This window comes from Bacillus sp. FSL R10-2201 (assembly GCF_038008665.1).
Taxonomy (GTDB): Bacteria; Bacillota; Bacilli; order Bacillales; family Bacillaceae_G; genus Bacillus_A; species Bacillus_A mycoides.
On record NZ_JBBOZP010000001.1, the window covers coordinates 3,268,407 to 3,286,794 of the forward strand.

The window sequence follows — 18,388 nt, forward strand, 5'->3', positions numbered from 1 at the left end:
ATAACCGACTACCTACATGTTTAAAAAAAGGAGTCGGCTATTTTGCTTATTTATTATTGATTTGCATGCTCTTTATATGTGATGAGCGAAAATTCCCAAGATTAATATGCTACTTTAGTTTCCATGCTTTTTCACTGAAATACTTCCGTTATGTGTGTTTAATTTAATTTGATTTTCTCCCTTCCCAATAACTGCATTTCCATTATATTTATTCAGGATATTCGCTTTTCCATTGTCGACAGAGACATTAAATTGAACATTAGTTGGTTCTTTTTCAGTTTCAATATTAATCTTGCCATTGTGAGTCGTAAAATTGAGATTTCGATCAAGTTCATTTGTTTTAAGAGAAAGACTTCCGTTTTTAGATTGCCCTTCTAGTTCACCTTCAACATGATCTAGCATTATTCGTCCATTATTCGATTTCACATGAATATTTTGCGCCGTTATATCTTTAAAGTCCATACTTCCATTATTTGTTTCCGCATTAATTTTTTGCGAATTGATCTCTCTTAATTCAACACGCCCATTGCTTGTATTGATATCAAAATGCGTTGTGTTTAATTTTTTTATAGAAACGAAACCATTACTATTAGAAACTTTTAATGAATCATATTGTTTTTCGGGTAGATACACATTTAATGTTAATGGGACCAATACTTCAGAAATGTTGAAGTTGAACCAAATCTGTTGTTTTTCTTTGTAAGAAATGAGAAGCGTTGAATCTTTTTCATCCGTAGCTAATGTTCTTTTTATGTTAGGATTAACTTCCCCATCTAATGTTACTTTCATGTTACTTTCTGTTGTAGGATTGATGTTAACACGCACGTTATTCGTATCGATAATGACGCTTGACACATTATTATTGTTAATGACCTTTTCTTCTGAAATTGGTACTGTGGCAATTGAACGATAAGTGAATAGACTTCCCACAATCCCAATAATGAAAATAATACCTGCAATGATTGAAAGTTTCTTTTTATTTATCATGCTTAAAACCACCTTTTACTAGTGCTATATTGAACTTTAAATAACGAACAAATCCATTCTTTGCTAGCTTCGTTAAAGATAACATAGCGATTACAATGAAATATCCAAGTCCACAAAGTGCTAAAGAAACGAAAAGGTTAAAAAGTAAGAATGTATTTGGATGCACAATGGTATCAACAATAACAAGCAGTGGTGAACACAAAAATGAGATTCCTAGAGTCCATCCTGAAAAAATCAATGCGGCTACTGCAATTGCAGGTCCAAGCACGATTACTAAATTGAAAAATCCTAATCCAATTACTGCCCAAATTGCCCGAAAAACATTCCCTGTTGTTGCACTCGCTGTTACTTTCTCAATATGATAACCTGCTAATAACTCTTTGGCGATTTGAGCTGGCGAACCTAATGAAGCTGTAATTTCTTCTTCAGTTTTTCCTTCCTCTAATCCGAAAGTAAAATGTTCTTCATAATCTTTTAAAATATCTGCACGTTCTTTTTCAGATAATCTTTTTAGAGATACGTTTAATTGTTGTAAAAATTTATCTTTCGTCATTACGTACACCTTCTTTTATTAATTGATTGACACCTTGTGAGAACTCATTCCATTCCTCCAAAAGTTGGTACAAATACGTTCTACCTTTATCCGTCAGTTTATAATACTTCCTTGAAGGCCCTTCTGAAGACTCCTGTAAATACGTTGTAAAATATTCTTCTTTAGTTAATCTACGAAGTAGAGGATAAACAGACCCTTCTGATATTTCAATTTGATTGGAAATACTTCGAACTAATTCATACCCATAACGGTCTTGCTTATCAAGTAAAACAAGAACACAAAGTTCTAAAACTCCTTTTTTAAATTGTACATTCAATATTCATTCACCCTATTCTAATTGGCATCTACTACTATTTATTGTTTAGTACTGTTTTATAATAAGTAACTACAAGTATAATATAACACTTGGTATTGTTCATTGCAAGGTACACTGGAAAAATAAGTATATATTTCATCCGACGCTTATAAAATCAAAACGATGGCTCCTCTCCATTTACAAAGTTCTAAATGAGGCTGAAACCAGCCTTTAACAAAATGGAAAGGACTCAACTTTTTTACATAATGACACTTTACCTACTATAATAAAAGAGAAAAAGACTCTTACTTTAATGGAGGGAATAAAAATGAAAGCAATTGGTTTACATGAATACTTACCTATTGAAGAAGAAAACAGTTTAATTGATATTGAAGTTGAAAGACCTGTTGCCACAGGAAGGGATATACTTGTTAAAATTAACGCTATTTCCGTTAATCCAGTTGATACAAAAGTCCGATCTCCGAAAGATAAAAAAGAAGAAGTAGCGAAAATACTTGGCTGGGATGCTAGTGGTATTGTCGTACAAACTGGCGAAGGTTGTACATTATTTAGAGAAGGCGATGAAGTATTTTACGCTGGAAGCATTACAAGGCAAGGTACATACAGTGAATACCATTTAGTTGATGAAAGAATTGTTGGTAAAAAACCAAAAACGTTAAGTGATGCTGAATCTGCAGCACTTCCTTTAACAGCCATTACCGCATGGGAAGGTTTGTTTGAACGTTTAGGGATTGATTATAATAAGAAAGATGAAAATTCATTTAAAAACATTTTAATTATCGGCGGAGCTGGTGGTGTTGGCTCGATTGCTATTCAGTTAGCTAAATGGGCTGGACTAAACGTAATCGCAACCGCATCCCGCAACGAAACTATACACTGGGTGGAAAAATTCGGTGCCGATTATATAGTTAATCATCACCAACCTTTAAAAGATCAAATATTAGAATTTGGGCTAAAAGATGTAGATTATATCTTCTGCTTAAACAATACTGATCAGCATTGGCACGCGATGGGTGACATCATTAAACCACAAGGTAAAATTTGCTCTATCGTAGAAAATGAACACCCTCTTGAGATGGGAATTTTAAAAAGTAAAAGTGCTACATTCGTTTGGGAGTTTATGTTTACAAAAGCGATGTATGAAACTGGTGATATGAGTACGCAGCACGAACTATTAAATAAAGTAAGCGAACTATTAGATGAAGGCATTTTAAAGACTACATTAAATGAAACATTCACACCAATTAACGCTGAAAACATAAAGAAAGCACATGCACAACTTGAAAGTGGGCGTACAATTGGAAAGATCGTTTTAGAGAAATTTTAATAATAAAAAGTCCGATTTCTAAACGGGAAATCGGACTTTTTACTATCTTTATTTACTTGAAATCTCTTGATCATTTTGAACATCTAACGGAGGTCGTTTCCCTATTCCGAAAGCATAGAAACTAATTGTGACGATAGCTAAGAAAACAATACCTACAACTAATGAAATACGCGTATCATCGTTAAACCACATTCCGATTAATACCATAATTAAAAAGGCAATTGTCAAATAGTTTGTAACAGGAGCAAATGGCATTTTGAATGGATGATCTTTCATCTCTGCTCCTTTTTCTTTTCTAAAATTAATTTGACTAATTAAAATGACAAACCATGGCACCATACCAGGAAGTACACTCGCACTATATACATATACGAATAAGTTTTTTGGTGCAATATAACTTAAAACAACACCAACCGCTAAACCGATAATTACACCAACTGTACCGAATAAAGGTACACCGTTATTAGAGATCTTCGTAAAGTATTTCGGTGCTTGTCCATTTACTCCTAGTGTATAAAGCATACGTCCAGCACTATAAATACCACTGTTACAACCAGACATTGCGGCTGTAATAACAACGAAGTTAATAAGTCCCGCAGCTGCCGTAATACCAACTTTCGCAAAAGTTGCTACGAACGGACTACCAATTGAACTTAATTGATCCCAAGGATAAACAGTTACAATAACGAAAATAGCACCAATATAGAAAATTAAAATACGCCAAATTGTACTTTGGATCGCTCTTGTAAGTGTCTTCTTCGGATTCTTCGCTTCACCAGCAGTAATCCCGATTAATTCCACACCTTGATACGCCCCAACTACAAGTGATAATGCAAAGAAAAATCCTGAAAAACCACCTGTGAAGAAACCGCCGTTTGCCCAAAGATTAGATATGCCGATTGCTTCTCCTCCATTCCCAATTCCGAAGAAAATGAGGCCGAATCCGGCAATAATCATTAATAAAATCGTAACGATTTTAATCATCGCAAACCAAAATTCAAATTCACCAAATGACTTAACAGAAATTAAGTTAGCCGCACCAAGAATAACCATCGCGATAATACCAGGTATCCAAGCCGGTAAATCCGGGAACCAATATTTCATATACGCTCCAACTGCGATAATCTCTGACATCCCAACAATAACCCACTGGAACCAGTTACTCCACGCTGTCATATAACCAGCTAACGGATGAATATATTTGTGACCAAATGTCGCAAATGAACCTGTGCTTGGCTCCATATACAACATTTCTCCCATGGCACGCATAATGAAGAAGATGAAAACACCTGCGATTGCATATGCAAGCATTACTGACGGACCTGTCCATTTAATCGTGCTGGCTGACCCCATAAACAAACCAACACCAATTGTTCCGCCTAAAGCAATCATTTGAATATGACGTGCTTCTAAACCTCGTTTCAATTCTTTGTTTGCCACTTCACTTCCCCCTCTTAGATGATTCATTGCCGTGATTTCAAGCTATACCCTAATTCTTTTCAGGTATGAAAATGATGAAGCAAGTATTATGTTGAAACAAACTTAAAAATTGTTTTGCATCTCTTATTAAGTCGTTTAACCCTCTTCATCTTCCCCACCTTGTGCAATTGTAAAATTGCTTATTTTATAATAATTCATTTATCTGAAAAATACAATTACTTTTTCTGGTAGATCGTTATATGCTAATCGAATACAACCCATTACTATACTAGTAACTTTATTCCTGTACGTTGTTTTTCTTTAATCATTTCTCAAAGGACCTACTCATTCATCATTAAAAATGCATAAAGTAATGTAAACCCGTTAAAACAAAAGAGTGACACAATGTTTTCCCCTCTTACGTAAAGGAGGAAGTATTATGGGATATGGTGATAGTTACGGTGGCGGCTGTGGTTTTGGTGGCGGATTCGCCTTACTAGTTGTGCTCTTTATCTTATTAATCATAGTTGGAGCTAGCTGTAGCGGATTCGGCTGCTAAGAAAAGACACTCTTAAGAGTGTCTTTTTTTATGCATTCATTTTAAATTGTAATAACACTCCTATTTTTTTAGGTATTACTGTCCTGGGTTTCGCTACATATCCATCAGGCTAACAAATAACCCAATACGAAATGAACTGTACCCCATAAAATAGATAGTTTAATAAAAAGGCCTTTGTATAACAAGAACGATATAAACTATTCCTTTTAGTTATTATTGATTTATTAAAATAAAAATTGAGACCCAAAAGACAAGAAAGGTTGGCATTTTGCCAGCCTTTCTTGTTTACTACTTAATTCATTTTACAAATGAAAATTTTATTTTGGGATACTTAAAAATCCTCGCTTAATGAGCATGGAGTCAGGTTGAAAAAATATAGAATACCGTATAAAATTCAGAATTTTATACGGTATTCATGCAAGACTTTTGTAACATTTATGAAAGAAATTTGAAAGGTGTTTATACTAAGATAAACTTCGGAACGTTAAATGCAGTTTAACAAATAGAAAAAATAAGGTAGCACAAAGTGAGGAGCACAATTATGAATGGAAATGCAAAAAAAAGTATGCGAAAAGTCCTTCCTGTAGGGATTGCAATGGGGATTTTATTCAGCGCCAGCCCCGTAACAGAATATAAAGTGAAAGCAGATGTTGATACATTCGCAACGATTGTTACAACATTTGGAAATGTATATGACACGTTTCTTAAAGAGCCATTTGGGAAATGGTTAGAAGAACAAGATGCAAAAAACAGTTATGCATCTCGTTTAGAAAATGTTGCTTATAAAGCTCCTACTTTTAACAAAGGGGAATTTGGTATTAGTGTGTTTGATTATTATAAAGATCAGAATTTTAGCAAGAAAATTAAAATTGCTTATACCAATGGGAAAGTTGAATATAAAACAATCAAGCATGGAGAACAAATTCGTATTAAGGGCGCTGGTACAATAGTAGACTTAACTCCTGATGAACCAGAACTATCTAAACATGATATTTTGTATATTACACAAAAACAATTAGATGAAGGAAATACGGGTGTTTCACTTACGAATTTCAAAACCTATTATCTAAAAAGTGACAATAGCGGTGGTAAAAATGTTTTAGCAGCTGAATTTGAACGTCAAGAATTCCCAGGATATTTTCTTACTAATGGCTCTGGTTTACGTGATATTCGTTATGTTAATGAAGATCTTTTTAGTAAACTACCAGAAGAAAAACGAGTATTAGCAACAATTACTTCACAGCCAGTAGGCAAAGATGTTCTTTCTAATTATGTTACGAATAACTCCGAAGCTCTTGCAGATTTTAATAATCGGTTACCTGATATATTGGCAGATCGTACTAGCATCCTAGAGACACCTATCGCACTACCATTTACTACACTAAATGATGGTAAACCTTATCAAATTATCCCCTATAAAAAAGGGACGAATAAAGTATTGGTAAAAACAGGTTCAAAATATCTTTCAGGGAAAGAAGGAAATACACTTCAATATTCCGATTCAATTGGTGATGATGAATTGTTTGAACTTGTTCAGACCGGCAATTCTCATGATGATAAATTCCAGTTCCATTTGAAAAACAAGAATGGAGTAAGTTTGGCTGGTAATCAAAATGTTCAACAATTTGGTACTGATTGGAGTTTCAAATCCGAAATTCGTTTCCCTGGAAAAAACAACAATGAAATTCATAACTGGTTAAAAGAGTGGTATCCGGGTAAAGAAAATGAGAAGCAGAAGTATGACGGAATAGAGATTGCAACTGATGAACAGGACCCTACTAAATGGAGTGCAAAAGATTCCTCTGGAAACGTGATAAAGAACAGTTGGGTAAACCGAGGTGATCAGTATTATTTTGCAGATGCTGATGGGATTTTCTTGACGGGGTGGCAAGACATTGAAGGTAAGACGTATTATTTTAGTCCAGATAATTCTGGCATGGTCACGGGAGGTTCATCTAACTCATATATTAATGATAAGTACTATCACTTCAATGATGATGGTTCCTTGCAAAAATCAGCCTTGAAAGGTGATACCTATTCCGATGCTTCTGGAGCGTTTATTAAAGAAGGCTTGAAAGATATAGATGGTAAAATTTATTTTTTCCAAAATTACAATGTAAATAAAAAGGAAATACGTATAGAAGATCAAGAGGTTATCCTTCACTTTTCCGACAAAGGTGTGCTTGAGAGCGTTTCTAATCTAAATGGAGAAGCTATAAACAGCATTGTTAATGTTCAGTTTGACAACAAAATATTAGCATTTAATAAAGACGGTTCGATTTTGAAAACAGGGATCAACAAAAACGAGAAATCACTGGCATATTATAGTTTAGAAGATGGAGTTTTCTATACCGGTTGGAAAATTATAGACGGTAAAAGATACTATTTCACAAATGGATTCAATGATACGTTCAATGATTATAAAGACATTGACGGTAAAAAATATTATTTTCATGAAGACGGATCAGTTAACCGAGCAGGGTTTGAAAAAACCGATGGTAAGCTATACCATTTCGACAATAACGGCGTAGCACAAACGGGCTGGCAAACTATCGATAATAAATATTATTACTTCGATGAGAATGGGGCAGCTAAAACAGGATGGTTCCAAGTTGGTGGTGGATATAGACCTTTTCCTCTTGCATACGGATACCTTTGGTATTGTGCTAGAGAAGATGGTTCACTTTATGCAGACGGTTGGTTTAAAATCGACGGTAAAGATTATCACTTCGACTATTGGGGACATAAAATGCCATACTAAAATAATAACATGATGATAACAAGGGAATGCTGGTCTATACTGCATTCCCTTTTTCTATGTATGCTATATTTAGCTCGACACGACAAAAAATATTGTACATTAAGGGAAAATTTCACATACAAAAAAGACGATTCAAGTATAAATGAATAATAAAGTCATTTAATTCTTATTGAACTAACAGAGGGCACCCTACATGCCCCTCAACTTAAGAGATTTTAATACTCTTAAATACAAAAAACGTTATCTTTTCTAAACAAGCTAGATTAGAAAGGATGACGTTTTTTCTTCATGAGGAGTAATTGGAGCATTTGAAACATGATAGAAGAACAGAGTAACATTGCAATCAATTGACCATATAAATGGTTCTCCAATCGTTCTGGTTTTATCTTTTTACTGTATCTTTAAAATAAAGTTTAATCATTGTGCTCTTTATATTATTAATCATAGTTGAAGCTAGTTGCTTTTGCTGATTTACTTACTAGTAAAGAAAAGGCACTCATTGGAGTGTCTTTTCTTTATGAAAAAAATCCTCACACAATGTGCAGGGATGAAACAAACAAATTATAGATATAAACTTATTATTTAGTAAGAACAAATATATGTCTCAGCCTCATTATTCTTACGTTTTATTCTTCCCTTACGTATTAACTCGTTTAGTTCTTTTACTTCTTTGAAAATTGTTTCAATTTCTCTTACTGTAGATCTTTTTACTTTTCCTTCGTATGTAAATTGTTTTAAGGTGTTAAATACTAATTCCTTTTTCTCCTGTTCAATTAATTTATGAATTGGGCATTCAGAAATTGATTGAACAGGAGAATAAAAACACAGGATATTATCTCTGTGTTTCTTCAAATTTTCTTTTTTGAATATATGCTTGAGCATGAATAATTTCTTCTTGAAGCTCTTTTAATTCTTTCATAGATTCTGATTCAATCGCCATGTAAGTAGTAACTAAACTGATCATCATATCCATCTTCTCTACTATATTTTGAATGACCTGTTTAGATTGCTCTTTTTTAGGGTGCTGTATTGCTGTTAATACATCGTCCATATAATTGTTCTTTCTTTGCCGGATATCATAAATAAACTGCTTTGTGTTTGAGTCCATTTGTCTTTCCTCCGTTTTAGATATATTACTATTCTATCATACCCAAATAGGAAATATTGGATTCCACTGAATTTACACATGTCTCGCGCATCTCCTCAAATGAGAAAATTGTTACTACAGAAAAAGTAAAAAAAATTAAGCGAATATAAAGCTGTTTACATGATTCAAGATCATCTGTATTTGGCGTACGAAGCTCTACAAAAAGGAAAAAGAAATTTTCTATGCTTGCTCCCTGTTTTACTTTTCTACCTGATAAATTGTAAATCTGACAGGTGACAAAAATAAAAGGAACACTACTTTTATTTTAAAGTTGTGTTCCTTTTATTTATAAACTATTTAATTATAAAAGATAAAATCCCTATAATTATACATGCAATTCCGCTTAAGAATTGTCCTAGTCCCGCTGCTTCTCCTAAAATAAAGAAATTAAAAATATTTTTTCTTGTTTGTGTTTTTCCTATAAATGCTTCATCCGTTTTCATTCTATATATACCCCATAATACTAAGATTACGCCAAAAAGTATAAATAATAGTTTTAAAATCATCGTGTAGTTACCTCTGTTCCGTATATTTTTTATGTATGTGATTCTTTATTTTCATTCTATAAAGGCAGTTTAGAAAATAAGGTTCCTTTTCCATACCACTTTATTTTTCTAGTACATCTGAATGAACTAGTTTTTAATCATCTGTTTTAATTACATCTGTTGAAATTGAAACTTTCTTCTGGCACCTGTCCATTTTTTATATTTAATGACGGGTTTTCTTTTTCAACGGCAGTTATCAAACTAGAAGATGAAGATACTGGACCTACTAGAACAAGCAAATACTAAGGTTGCAGGAGTTACTTTTTTTCATTTAAACCATTTTATTTCTTCCTCTCTTTCATCCTATCTACAAGATTACAAAAGATGAAATTATACTTATACTTATACTTTTCACTTCAGATTAAAATATAATCACCTTCGATACAGTAATCTTATTATATATATCTTTCAATTTCCTTTCGTAAATGTTACAAAAGTCTTTCAATCGCCTCATTTTTTTCTGATGTAACAGGAAGAGTAAACCAAAATTCACATCCCTGTTTCCCATCTTGGCGGTCCCGAACACCAATTTGTCCTTTATGCAGTTCAACTAGCGATTTTGCAATAGCTAAACCAAGTCCAGAACCTCCAGATTGTGAACTTCTTGATGGATCCGTTCTAAAAAAGCGTTCAAATATACGCAATTGATCATCTGGAGAAATCCCCTCCCCTTCATCACACAAAGTGAATTGGACTTGCTGCTTCTGTTTATTTTCCTCTACAATTAATTCGATTGTTCCACATGTAGGAGAATGCCGAATCGCGTTATGCAACAAATTATTGATAACTCGCGCTATTTTACATGGCATAATCCAAATTCTTGGTAATGTCTCAGAAACGTGCAATTGCAAATCAATCTCTTTATCTTGCAATAAGATAGCATGTGAATCTATTACTTTTAATAGAATGCTATCTACATGTATTAAACTTGGATGAAAAACTTCTTGTCCAAGTTCTAACTTAGAAAGGTCAAATAAGTTATTAATTAATCCACTTAATCGTTGTATATCATTTAGGATTGTCGTTAAATATTGTTGTTTCATATCAGGGTCTTCAATTAATCCATCTTGTAACGCTTCTGTCATCAATTGTATGCTAGCCATGGGAGTTCGTAAGTCATGGGAAATATTCGCAATCAGCTCTGTACGTGCTTTCTCTCCTTTTTCTAACTTAGCAAAGCTTTCGTCTAGTTTTTTAGCCATTTCTTGAAAAGCTGTCGCTAATTCTTTAAACTCTTCCGGTTCTTTCCCTATTATGTACATCGTCCCAAATCGTCTATCACTAAATTGTTTGGTTAAGGCAATTAAATTTTGAATAGATTTCATAATAGGGCGTGTCATTAACCAGTAAATAATCGTAGAAATAATCATTGCTACAATTACTATTACTATTAATAACCGTGTCTGTTCTGGTCTAAGTAACATTTGCCTTTCACTATACCATATAGAAATTACCATGATACCCGTGCTTAATAGGTTCATCAATAAAAGTTGATTTCGTAACTTCATTTATCATTCCCTCCATCTGGTTCAAAGCAATAACCGATGCCCCAAACCGTATGAATCCAACGGTTCTTTGTTGTATGCTTCTCCAATTTCTCACGTAAACGACTCATTAATACAGTTACTGCATTTGTGCAACCTTCATACTCAAATCCCCAAATTTGTTCAAGAAGTTGAGACCTTGAAAACACCTGTTTAGGATGTTTTGCCATGAGATAAAGCACCTCAAACTCTTTCACAGTTAACTCTATTTCATATTGACAAACAAATACACTTCTTTTCGTTGGATCAATTTTCAAATCTGGAAACTCTATCATTCCTGATGTAGGCTCTATTCCTTGAATTGTTACTTGACTTCCTCTTCTTAATATAATTTGTACCCTTAATACTAATTCACGAGGTGAAAAGGGTTTTGTTACATAATCATCCGCTCCCATTGTTAATCCTAAAATCCGTTCTCTTTCTTCTCCTCTCGCAGTTAACATAATAATAGGTACATTGGAATGTTGGCGAATTTCCTCACATAGTTCCCATCCATCTTTTTCTGGCATCATTAAATCTAAAATAATTAAATCTGGTTGAAATTGTTGAAATACATTCCACCCTTCTGTTCCGTTCACAGCAGTGTATACTTCATACCCTTCTCTTTCTAAGTACCGTTTACATATCTCTCGTATATTATCTTCATCTTCTATAATTGCAATTTTTGTTTTCATACATTAAATCTCCTCTGTTCCTTCATCAATGGCGAATGATATAAAATCAATATGCGTAAATTCATCTTAATTTATATACATTGCATTTTTCTTTCGAAAATATAACAAAACCCTTTCACAACTATCATAAAAAATTATCACTCAAGTAAAAAAGTTTCTTTTTCTATAGCCGAGAAAAAGAAACTTTTCACTTTTAAGACATACATGCAACTTAACCTAAATGGTATTTAGAGCGACCTTCTTTTCCCTAAATTAACTTTTTTATCTTCTGTTACATCATGAATTATCAATCTAACTTATTAAGTAAATTTTGAAAGAATCCTTTTACTTCATGCATAAAATGTAACGTCTAATAAAATTAGGAGTTGTACTTCAAATTCAAGTTACATTATCCCTATTAAATCCATTTTTCTTTGCCTGATCAAATCACTTCAGACTACCTATGTTTCTACAAGATAATCGTTTAATTATTCATTTTCAGAGATTTATTTGCTAGTTATGATTACATGCTATTTGGACTAACATCACCAACTGAGCCACCGTTATAAATTGGGAAAAATAGAGTAACAGTAGTTCCTTTCCCAACTTGGCTTTTTATACTTATTTTCCCACCATGACTTTCAATAATTCGATAACTCATCATGAGCCCAACACCCGTCCCTTTTTCTTTTGTACTATAAAAAGGTTCACCTAGTCTTTTAATTCTTTCTGAAGGAATACCTACCCCTTTATCTAAAATACAAATCTTAACCTCGGTACTATTATGTTTTTTCACATTAATGATGATTTCTTGACCATTTTGTATAGCCTCAATAGAATTTTGTAAAATACTATAGAAAACTTGTTTTAATTGAATTTCGCAACACTCAATCAATAAGTTTTCATCATCCATATTCAATGCAATACGAATATTCTTCATAATTGCTTGTGTACTTATTAAGTCGACTACATTATCTAATATAGTACAAAGGTTTTTCGGTTCAAATACTGCAGCATTCGGTTTTGCAATAGATAAAAATTCTTGAAGAACTGTTTCAATACTACTAATTTCAGAAAGTATTAAGCTTAAATATTCTTTATCCTTCCCTACTTCCTGTTGCAATAATTGCACGAACCCTTTAATTACTGTTAATGGGTTACGAACTTTATGAGCGACCCCAGCTGCCAATTGTCCTACTGCATTAAGGGTATCTGATTTCTTTAATAACTCCGTCGTTATTTTACGCTCTGTAATATCACGTACAATAATCATAATTTTATCCTCAAAAAGCGGTAAAAGTCTTGCTTCAAAATAATAAATTTCATCATCTAGTTGTAGAGAATAATCTATTAATACAGGAGCAGATGAAGTTTTTATTTGATTAATAGCCTTCTCAAATTGTTTTATAATAGAAACTGGTAATATCTCTTGGAATTTTTTCCCTATAAATTCTTCAATTGGAACATAAAATTTGGATATAGAATTCACTTTACAATCCTTAATGGTCCCATCAAGGTCCGACAAAAAATACAAATCAGGAATTGCTTTAAAAATTAATTCTAGTTCAGTCGAGGTTTGTTTAAGTTTCTCTTCCATCCTCTTACGCTTAGTTATATCAATTCCAATTGCTCCGATACTCCATCCCAAAGTTGGAATACTATGTAAAATATCAGACCACATAATAGTTTTTATCTCACCATTTTTACATGTGATATCCATCTCCCAATCTCTAAAATCGTGACCATTTTGCAATAAATCGTTACGATTAGGTCTATGAGGATGTAGCAATTTCATCGCTTTTGGATTGTTAATTATTTCATCTGCATTATATCCAGTTACTAATTCACATTCCCGATTCCACATAATAATATTTCTTTTTTCATCAATAGCATTAATCATAATTGGCATATTTTGTAATATACTACCTAAACAATTTTCCTCATGATTTGTTATCGCATTCATTTGTGAATCTTTTTCATGAATTTTTTTAAGGTGTAATTGTTGTGTTGCCATCTCTTCAATTAGATTTGCAATGCATTTAAAATATTTTATATGAGAATCCACAATCCCCCCTTTATTAATACTTGTTCCTATAACAAAGGTTGCTATATGCTCCTGCTCAATAATGATCGGAATATGCATTTCTTGGGACGATTGGATTTTTGGATTATGAAAAAAAGGGTCACCTTTGGAAAATATAACATTTTGATTATTATCAAGGAGACAGAATGGAACTTTAGTTAAATTATAAAATTGCTCTGTTATATTCTTAAACTCGTTTATATTTATAAGATCTTTAAGTGTGTATTTCATTATTTAACCCATCTCCTTTATATTTACTATATCTTTAAGACTCCCAATATAAATTTTCCAACTAGAAACAATAAACAATTCCCTATTACAATGATGGATTCGTTCTGAAATACCCTAGGATCAACCGCATACTTGTATAGAGTAATAATACAAAGGTTTAAACTATAAAAAGGGCCGCAAAGCTTTCTTAAAAAAAAGCTATGCGGGCTTATGTTTTCTTGTTTCACCTAAATAAAAATCAATTGTATTTCTTTCTGAATCAACGGCACGCTATAAGTAAATCTATTATCTTCTTACTTTTATATAAACTATTTAATTCTAAATCATACTGATAAACCTAGTTTATAATCATTGTACAAACAAAAAATAATCTATATTTCCCTATTATCTTTACTAATTTTAATATTTACAAACTAAGCAATTACTGATAACGTTGTAATTGAAATAATTACAACATTTCATCATCCCTATCAAATCTCGAAATCTTATGTTGTATCATATCTGCCATCTTAAAATGAGCATAAATTTTTGAGTAATAATGTTTTCATTTAAATGCTATTGGTTTATTCATACTATTTCCCTTTATGTTTAGATTCATAACATGAGTATGTCCAAGTTTGATAATACATTTTTATTCACCAAAATTTTTTGTCCCCTCCTAAAGACATTTTTTCACGCTCTCCTCCGTAATATAAGTCTATTTTGATAACAAAAATAGATTTTGTAACTTTTGTAACTGATTTTGTAATTAATGAAACCAAACATAAACCAAACGAAAACGAAACATAAACCAAATATAAACCAAGCATAAACCAAATATAAACCAAACGTAGAACAAACACAGGCCAATACCAGGTTTTAGATAAAATCTTATATCCCCCACATGGCAACTATATTCACAATTTATTGTAGATGATAAAAAACAGTTGCTAAAAAATCTCTTGTTTAATAAATAAAATTTGTAAAACTGTAGTACTAAAAATTATCAGCACGAATGATAATTTTTATAAAAAAGAGAGTCTCATTTTTCAATGAGACTCTCTTTTTTATATATTTAAACAGAATTTTCAGCTCTATCATTCAAAATAAATACTCGAGTGAAAACCACCATAATTACTACAATAACTAAAAAATATAGGGGCATGACTACTAAGGAACCTGTATGCAGCTGGCTCATTCCCCAAATTGTCAGCGTGACTATTATATAGTACCCTAAGCTAAATAATGCGCCTGCTGTACCAATGACATTTTGAAAATCTACTAATGCTAGACTGAGACAGTTAGGTAACGCTATCCCAATTCCTAATAGCAATATAAACATCGCTACTAAAAATCCAATCATATATATTATGTTGGGATTTGATCCAACATAAGTAATAACAGATAAAATGACTGCTCCCCCTGTCATTACAATACAACCTATATATATGATTTTCTCCGGTTTATAAATAGGCAGTAACCGTTTTGAAACTTTCGCTCCAATAATAGAAGCAGACGCAACTACAATTCCTAGAAATCCGTACATACTAGGTGATAACTGAAAGTATTCAATAAAGATAAACGGCGCTTCTGCGTAGTAGCTAAATAAAACACCATTCGCTCCTCCAATTAATAGACCGTATGTTACTACTTTCGGATTTGTAATTAATCTTTTTAACACTGAAAAGACATTTATTTTATTCGTTACTGAGTCCATTTTTGTTTCCGGAAGAGAAACAAAAGTATACAGAAAAATCCCCACACTCATAACAACTAAACTTAAAAATACTATTTTAAATCCAAACATTTGATCCAGAAAGCCCCCAATTAGCGGACCTATCGCTGGTGTAAAAGCAATGACTGCCGAAATTTGAGCGAACATAACATGACGTTTATGCCCTTCTACACTTTCACGAAGAATCGTTTGTGTCACAACTGAGCCAGCACTTGCTCCAAACGCTTGAATAAAACGACTTAACAATAAAAATTCAATGGAACTTGCAATATAGCATAAGAAACTTCCAGCGCCATATACTACAATTCCAAATAACATTGCTGGGCGACGACCAATTATATCTGATAACCATCCAATAAAAAATACACCTAAAGCAAATCCAGCAAAATAAACACTAAGCGTTAACTGTACCTCATTATTACTTACGTGCAACGCCTTTGAAATATCCGGTAAAGACGGTGTGTAAATTGTTTCACTAATTTGCGGAAATGCCACAAGAATAATCATTAACCAAAGTGATGGTACTGAGACTTTTTTCACTTTTAATACCCTCCTATAACTTTGAAAATCTCAGAAATGAATAGACTTTCCTTAGCTATGGAACAGGAGGGGCCATTATAGAAATTCGATCATAAAACAACAAAGAAAACACCTCAATTACGCATGTTAATACTTATAGGAGGGTAATATTAACATTGATTTTAAAATATAGTCTTTCAATTATATGATAGGTTGTGTTCATTTTCTAGTGTTCATAATCTGAATATTTGTTAGTAGACGAATATCCTTTCAATTCTCTCGGAAAATTAATACGATTTGAAAAGCGCAACTAAACAACTGAAACGCCCCTTCAATTGTTAAAATCATTCTCACAATTGAAGGGGCGTTTTTTTATTGCTACATTTTCACTGATTGTTCTTTTTGATAAATAATTTCACCATCAATAATTGTTGTTTCTACTTTTAAATCTTTAATTTGGTTTGGATTGACACTTAAAATGCTGTCATTTAATATAACTAAATCCGCCAGTTTTCCGGCCTCTATGCTTCCTTTTATCTCTTCTTCAAAACTCGCATAAGCACCATTCCATGTGTATAGTTTAATAGCTTCCATTACGCTTATAGATTGATTAGCACCAACCTCTATTCCAGACTTAGTTTTTCTATTGACAGCAACATGAATTCCTAATAAAGGATTATAGTCAGTAACTGGTGCATCCGAACTACCTGCTGCAATGATGCCACGATCAATAAAATCACGAGCAGCGTACATGTGATTAACACGATCACCATAGTGCTCTACATATATCTCTCCGAATTCATATGGAAATGGAGGATTTGGAATAGGAATCATCTCGAGTTTTTTCATTCTCTGTTGTAAATCTGGTGAAGAAATTCCCGCATGCTCGATTCGATGACGGTGATTTTTTCTTGGTGATTCCTCTAGCGCCCTTTCTACACAATTCAAATACATTTCAATAGCTTTATCACCTTGTGCATGTACAGTGATTTGATAGCCTTTTTTATGCGCTTCACCTAAAACCTTATAGATTTCTTCCTCACTATAATAAAGAATGCCGTAATTGTTAGGGTCACTTGAATATGACTTACGGGTTGCAATTGTAGGCCCCGTGCTACTTCCATCTGTAAACAATTTAGCTGGTCCGATTTTGAATCTTTCATCTCCGGTACCAGTTACCACACCAGCTTCGACCATTTTATTAACAAATTCATGAGAGTTATTTATTTGACATATCATTGCATATATTCGGACACGAATATCCCTACTCTTCACAGCTCGTTGTAGTAAACGAAAACTCTCCGGTCCATCTCCACCTGCGTCATGTATACTTGTTATGCCAGCTGCAACGAAATGATCTGATGCAATTTTCACAGCCTTCATCATTTCACTTTCTGTATAACTTGCAACCTCGCTCATACTCATATTTGCTGCTTCAATTAACTTTCCTGTAAGCCTTCCTGCCTGATTCTTTTCAATAACTCCCCCACTCGTATCCGGTGTGTTCTCGTTAATTTGCGCAATTTCTAATGCTTTACTGTTCACCACGCTTATGTGGTGACAAGTACGAGTTATAATAATAGGATGTTCAACTGAAATTTCATCCAGCTCAGTAATTGTTGGATAACGCTTTTCCTCCACAGCGGTTTCATTAAAGCCCCAAGCACGTATCCATTCACCTTTTGGCGTTTCTAAGGCCTTCTTTTTCAGATCATCTAATAAAGCATCGATAGAATCAATATGTTCAGCTTTACAACTGACAGCCAACTGATTTAGTCCATGAGAAATGATGTGGAGATGGGAATCAATGAATCCAGGAAGAAGCGTTTTCCCTTGCAGGTCAATTACATCCGTGTTTTCTCCTATAAAACTCTTAACCTCCTGATTTGAGCCAACAACTACGATTTGATTATCTTTTATTGCGACAGCTTCGACTACTGCATTCTTTTGGTCTACTGTAATAACTTCTCCATTTATCAATACAACATCAGCTTTCATAAACTCAACCCTTTCGGAATTACTCTTTTCGA

Annotated in this window: 15 protein-coding genes and 1 pseudogene; 4 read left to right on the forward strand and 12 right to left on the reverse strand. The window is 33.1% G+C overall.

Going from position 1 to position 18,388, the window contains the following annotated elements; translation table 11 throughout:
* Positions 1–114 precede the first annotated feature (114 nt).
* From NSQ69_RS16930 to NSQ69_RS16940, 3 genes are read right to left on the reverse strand one after another with little or no spacing between them, the layout of a single operon-like run.
* Positions 115–987: a DUF4097 family beta strand repeat-containing protein gene (locus NSQ69_RS16930; protein WP_088290939.1), complete on the reverse strand. Its 873-nt coding sequence runs from the start codon at positions 985–987 to the stop codon at positions 115–117.
* A complete protein-coding gene (locus tag NSQ69_RS16935; protein ID WP_113735951.1) occupies positions 977–1,540 on the reverse strand; it encodes an HAAS signaling domain-containing protein in 564 nt (187 codons plus the stop codon). The genes NSQ69_RS16930 and NSQ69_RS16935 overlap by 11 nt, the downstream gene beginning before the upstream one ends.
* The gene (locus tag NSQ69_RS16940; RefSeq protein WP_002165328.1) at positions 1,527–1,856 is read right to left on the reverse strand and encodes a PadR family transcriptional regulator; all 330 of its coding nucleotides are present in this window, start codon (positions 1,854–1,856) and stop codon (positions 1,527–1,529) included. The genes NSQ69_RS16935 and NSQ69_RS16940 overlap by 14 nt, the downstream gene beginning before the upstream one ends.
* A gap of 307 nt (positions 1,857–2,163) precedes the next feature.
* On the opposite strand from NSQ69_RS16940, the gene NSQ69_RS16945 reads away from it, so the two are divergent.
* Positions 2,164–3,183: a zinc-binding alcohol dehydrogenase family protein gene (locus tag NSQ69_RS16945; protein WP_088290938.1), complete on the forward strand. Its 1,020-nt coding sequence runs from the start codon at positions 2,164–2,166 to the stop codon at positions 3,181–3,183.
* 48 nt (positions 3,184–3,231) lie between these two features.
* On the opposite strand, the gene NSQ69_RS16950 is transcribed toward NSQ69_RS16945, so the two are convergent.
* Positions 3,232–4,623 carry an amino acid permease gene (locus tag NSQ69_RS16950; RefSeq protein WP_141110017.1) on the reverse strand — a complete coding sequence of 464 codons (1,392 nt, stop codon included), beginning with the start codon at positions 4,621–4,623 and terminating at the stop codon, positions 3,232–3,234.
* Between the two features lie 418 nt (positions 4,624–5,041).
* On the opposite strand from NSQ69_RS16950, the gene NSQ69_RS16955 reads away from it, so the two are divergent.
* From NSQ69_RS16955 to NSQ69_RS16965, 3 genes and pseudogenes are all read left to right on the forward strand, one after another.
* Positions 5,042–5,161 carry a YjcZ family sporulation protein gene (locus tag NSQ69_RS16955; protein ID WP_088290936.1) on the forward strand — a complete coding sequence of 40 codons (120 nt, stop codon included), beginning with the start codon at positions 5,042–5,044 and terminating at the stop codon, positions 5,159–5,161.
* 541 nt (positions 5,162–5,702) lie between these two features.
* Entirely contained in the window at positions 5,703–7,922 is a 2,220-nt protein-coding gene (locus tag NSQ69_RS16960) for an N-acetylmuramoyl-L-alanine amidase family protein (protein WP_078174102.1), read from the forward strand.
* A gap of 410 nt (positions 7,923–8,332) precedes the next feature.
* Positions 8,333–8,392 (forward strand): annotated as a pseudogene (locus NSQ69_RS16965) (YjcZ family sporulation protein); the annotation flags it as partial.
* 112 nt (positions 8,393–8,504) lie between these two features.
* Here NSQ69_RS16965 and NSQ69_RS16970 read toward each other — a convergent pair.
* The 8 genes from NSQ69_RS16970 to NSQ69_RS17005 form a co-directional block, all read right to left on the reverse strand.
* Positions 8,505–8,774, reverse strand: a complete 270-nt coding sequence (locus tag NSQ69_RS16970) for a hypothetical protein (protein ID WP_341099531.1) — start codon at positions 8,772–8,774, stop codon at positions 8,505–8,507.
* Positions 8,755–9,030 carry a hypothetical protein gene (locus NSQ69_RS16975; protein ID WP_078174104.1) on the reverse strand — a complete coding sequence of 92 codons (276 nt, stop codon included), beginning with the start codon at positions 9,028–9,030 and terminating at the stop codon, positions 8,755–8,757. Before NSQ69_RS16975 ends, NSQ69_RS16970 begins: the two co-directional genes overlap by 20 nt.
* A 332-nt stretch (positions 9,031–9,362) precedes the next feature.
* Positions 9,363–9,575, reverse strand: a complete 213-nt coding sequence (locus NSQ69_RS16980) for a hypothetical protein (RefSeq protein WP_078174106.1) — start codon at positions 9,573–9,575, stop codon at positions 9,363–9,365.
* Positions 9,576–10,042: 467 nt separating this feature from the next.
* Positions 10,043–11,122, reverse strand: a complete 1,080-nt coding sequence (locus tag NSQ69_RS16985; protein ID WP_078174107.1) for a sensor histidine kinase — start codon at positions 11,120–11,122, stop codon at positions 10,043–10,045.
* A complete protein-coding gene (locus NSQ69_RS16990; RefSeq protein ID WP_078181386.1) occupies positions 11,119–11,832 on the reverse strand; it encodes a response regulator transcription factor in 714 nt (237 codons plus the stop codon). The genes NSQ69_RS16985 and NSQ69_RS16990 overlap by 4 nt, the downstream gene beginning before the upstream one ends.
* A 502-nt stretch (positions 11,833–12,334) precedes the next feature.
* Positions 12,335–14,125 (reverse strand): ATP-binding protein, encoded by a 1,791-nt coding sequence (locus tag NSQ69_RS16995; protein ID WP_088290935.1) that lies wholly within the window; start codon positions 14,123–14,125, stop codon positions 12,335–12,337.
* A 1,054-nt stretch (positions 14,126–15,179) separates the two neighbouring features.
* Positions 15,180–16,379 (reverse strand): multidrug effflux MFS transporter, encoded by a 1,200-nt coding sequence (locus NSQ69_RS17000; protein WP_088290933.1) that lies wholly within the window; start codon positions 16,377–16,379, stop codon positions 15,180–15,182.
* Positions 16,380–16,736: 357 nt separating this feature from the next.
* Positions 16,737–18,356, reverse strand: a complete 1,620-nt coding sequence (locus NSQ69_RS17005; protein WP_088290932.1) for an amidohydrolase — start codon at positions 18,354–18,356, stop codon at positions 16,737–16,739.
* Positions 18,357–18,388: the final 32 nt, after the last annotated feature.

Bases quoted from the DNA above. Each gene is read 5' to 3' on its own strand.
- NSQ69_RS16960 (WP_078174102.1), top strand. From the start codon at position 5,703: ATGAATGGAAATGCAAAAAAAAGTATGCGAAAAGTCCTTCCTGTAGGG.
- NSQ69_RS16955 (WP_088290936.1), top strand. From the start codon at position 5,042: ATGGGATATGGTGATAGTTACGGTGGCGGCTGTGGTTTTGGTGGCGGA.
- NSQ69_RS17005 (WP_088290932.1), bottom strand. From the start codon at position 18,356: ATGAAAGCTGATGTTGTATTGATAAATGGAGAAGTTATTACAGTAGAC.
- NSQ69_RS16945 (WP_088290938.1), top strand. From the start codon at position 2,164: ATGAAAGCAATTGGTTTACATGAATACTTACCTATTGAAGAAGAAAAC.
- NSQ69_RS16930 (WP_088290939.1), bottom strand. From the start codon at position 987: ATGATAAATAAAAAGAAACTTTCAATCATTGCAGGTATTATTTTCATT.
- NSQ69_RS16990 (WP_078181386.1), bottom strand. From the start codon at position 11,832: ATGAAAACAAAAATTGCAATTATAGAAGATGAAGATAATATACGAGAG.
- NSQ69_RS16980 (WP_078174106.1), bottom strand. From the start codon at position 9,575: ATGATTTTAAAACTATTATTTATACTTTTTGGCGTAATCTTAGTATTA.
- NSQ69_RS16975 (WP_078174104.1), bottom strand. From the start codon at position 9,030: ATGGACTCAAACACAAAGCAGTTTATTTATGATATCCGGCAAAGAAAG.
- NSQ69_RS16995 (WP_088290935.1), bottom strand. From the start codon at position 14,125: ATGAAATACACACTTAAAGATCTTATAAATATAAACGAGTTTAAGAAT.
- NSQ69_RS16985 (WP_078174107.1), bottom strand. From the start codon at position 11,122: ATGAAGTTACGAAATCAACTTTTATTGATGAACCTATTAAGCACGGGT.
- NSQ69_RS16935 (WP_113735951.1), bottom strand. From the start codon at position 1,540: ATGACGAAAGATAAATTTTTACAACAATTAAACGTATCTCTAAAAAGA.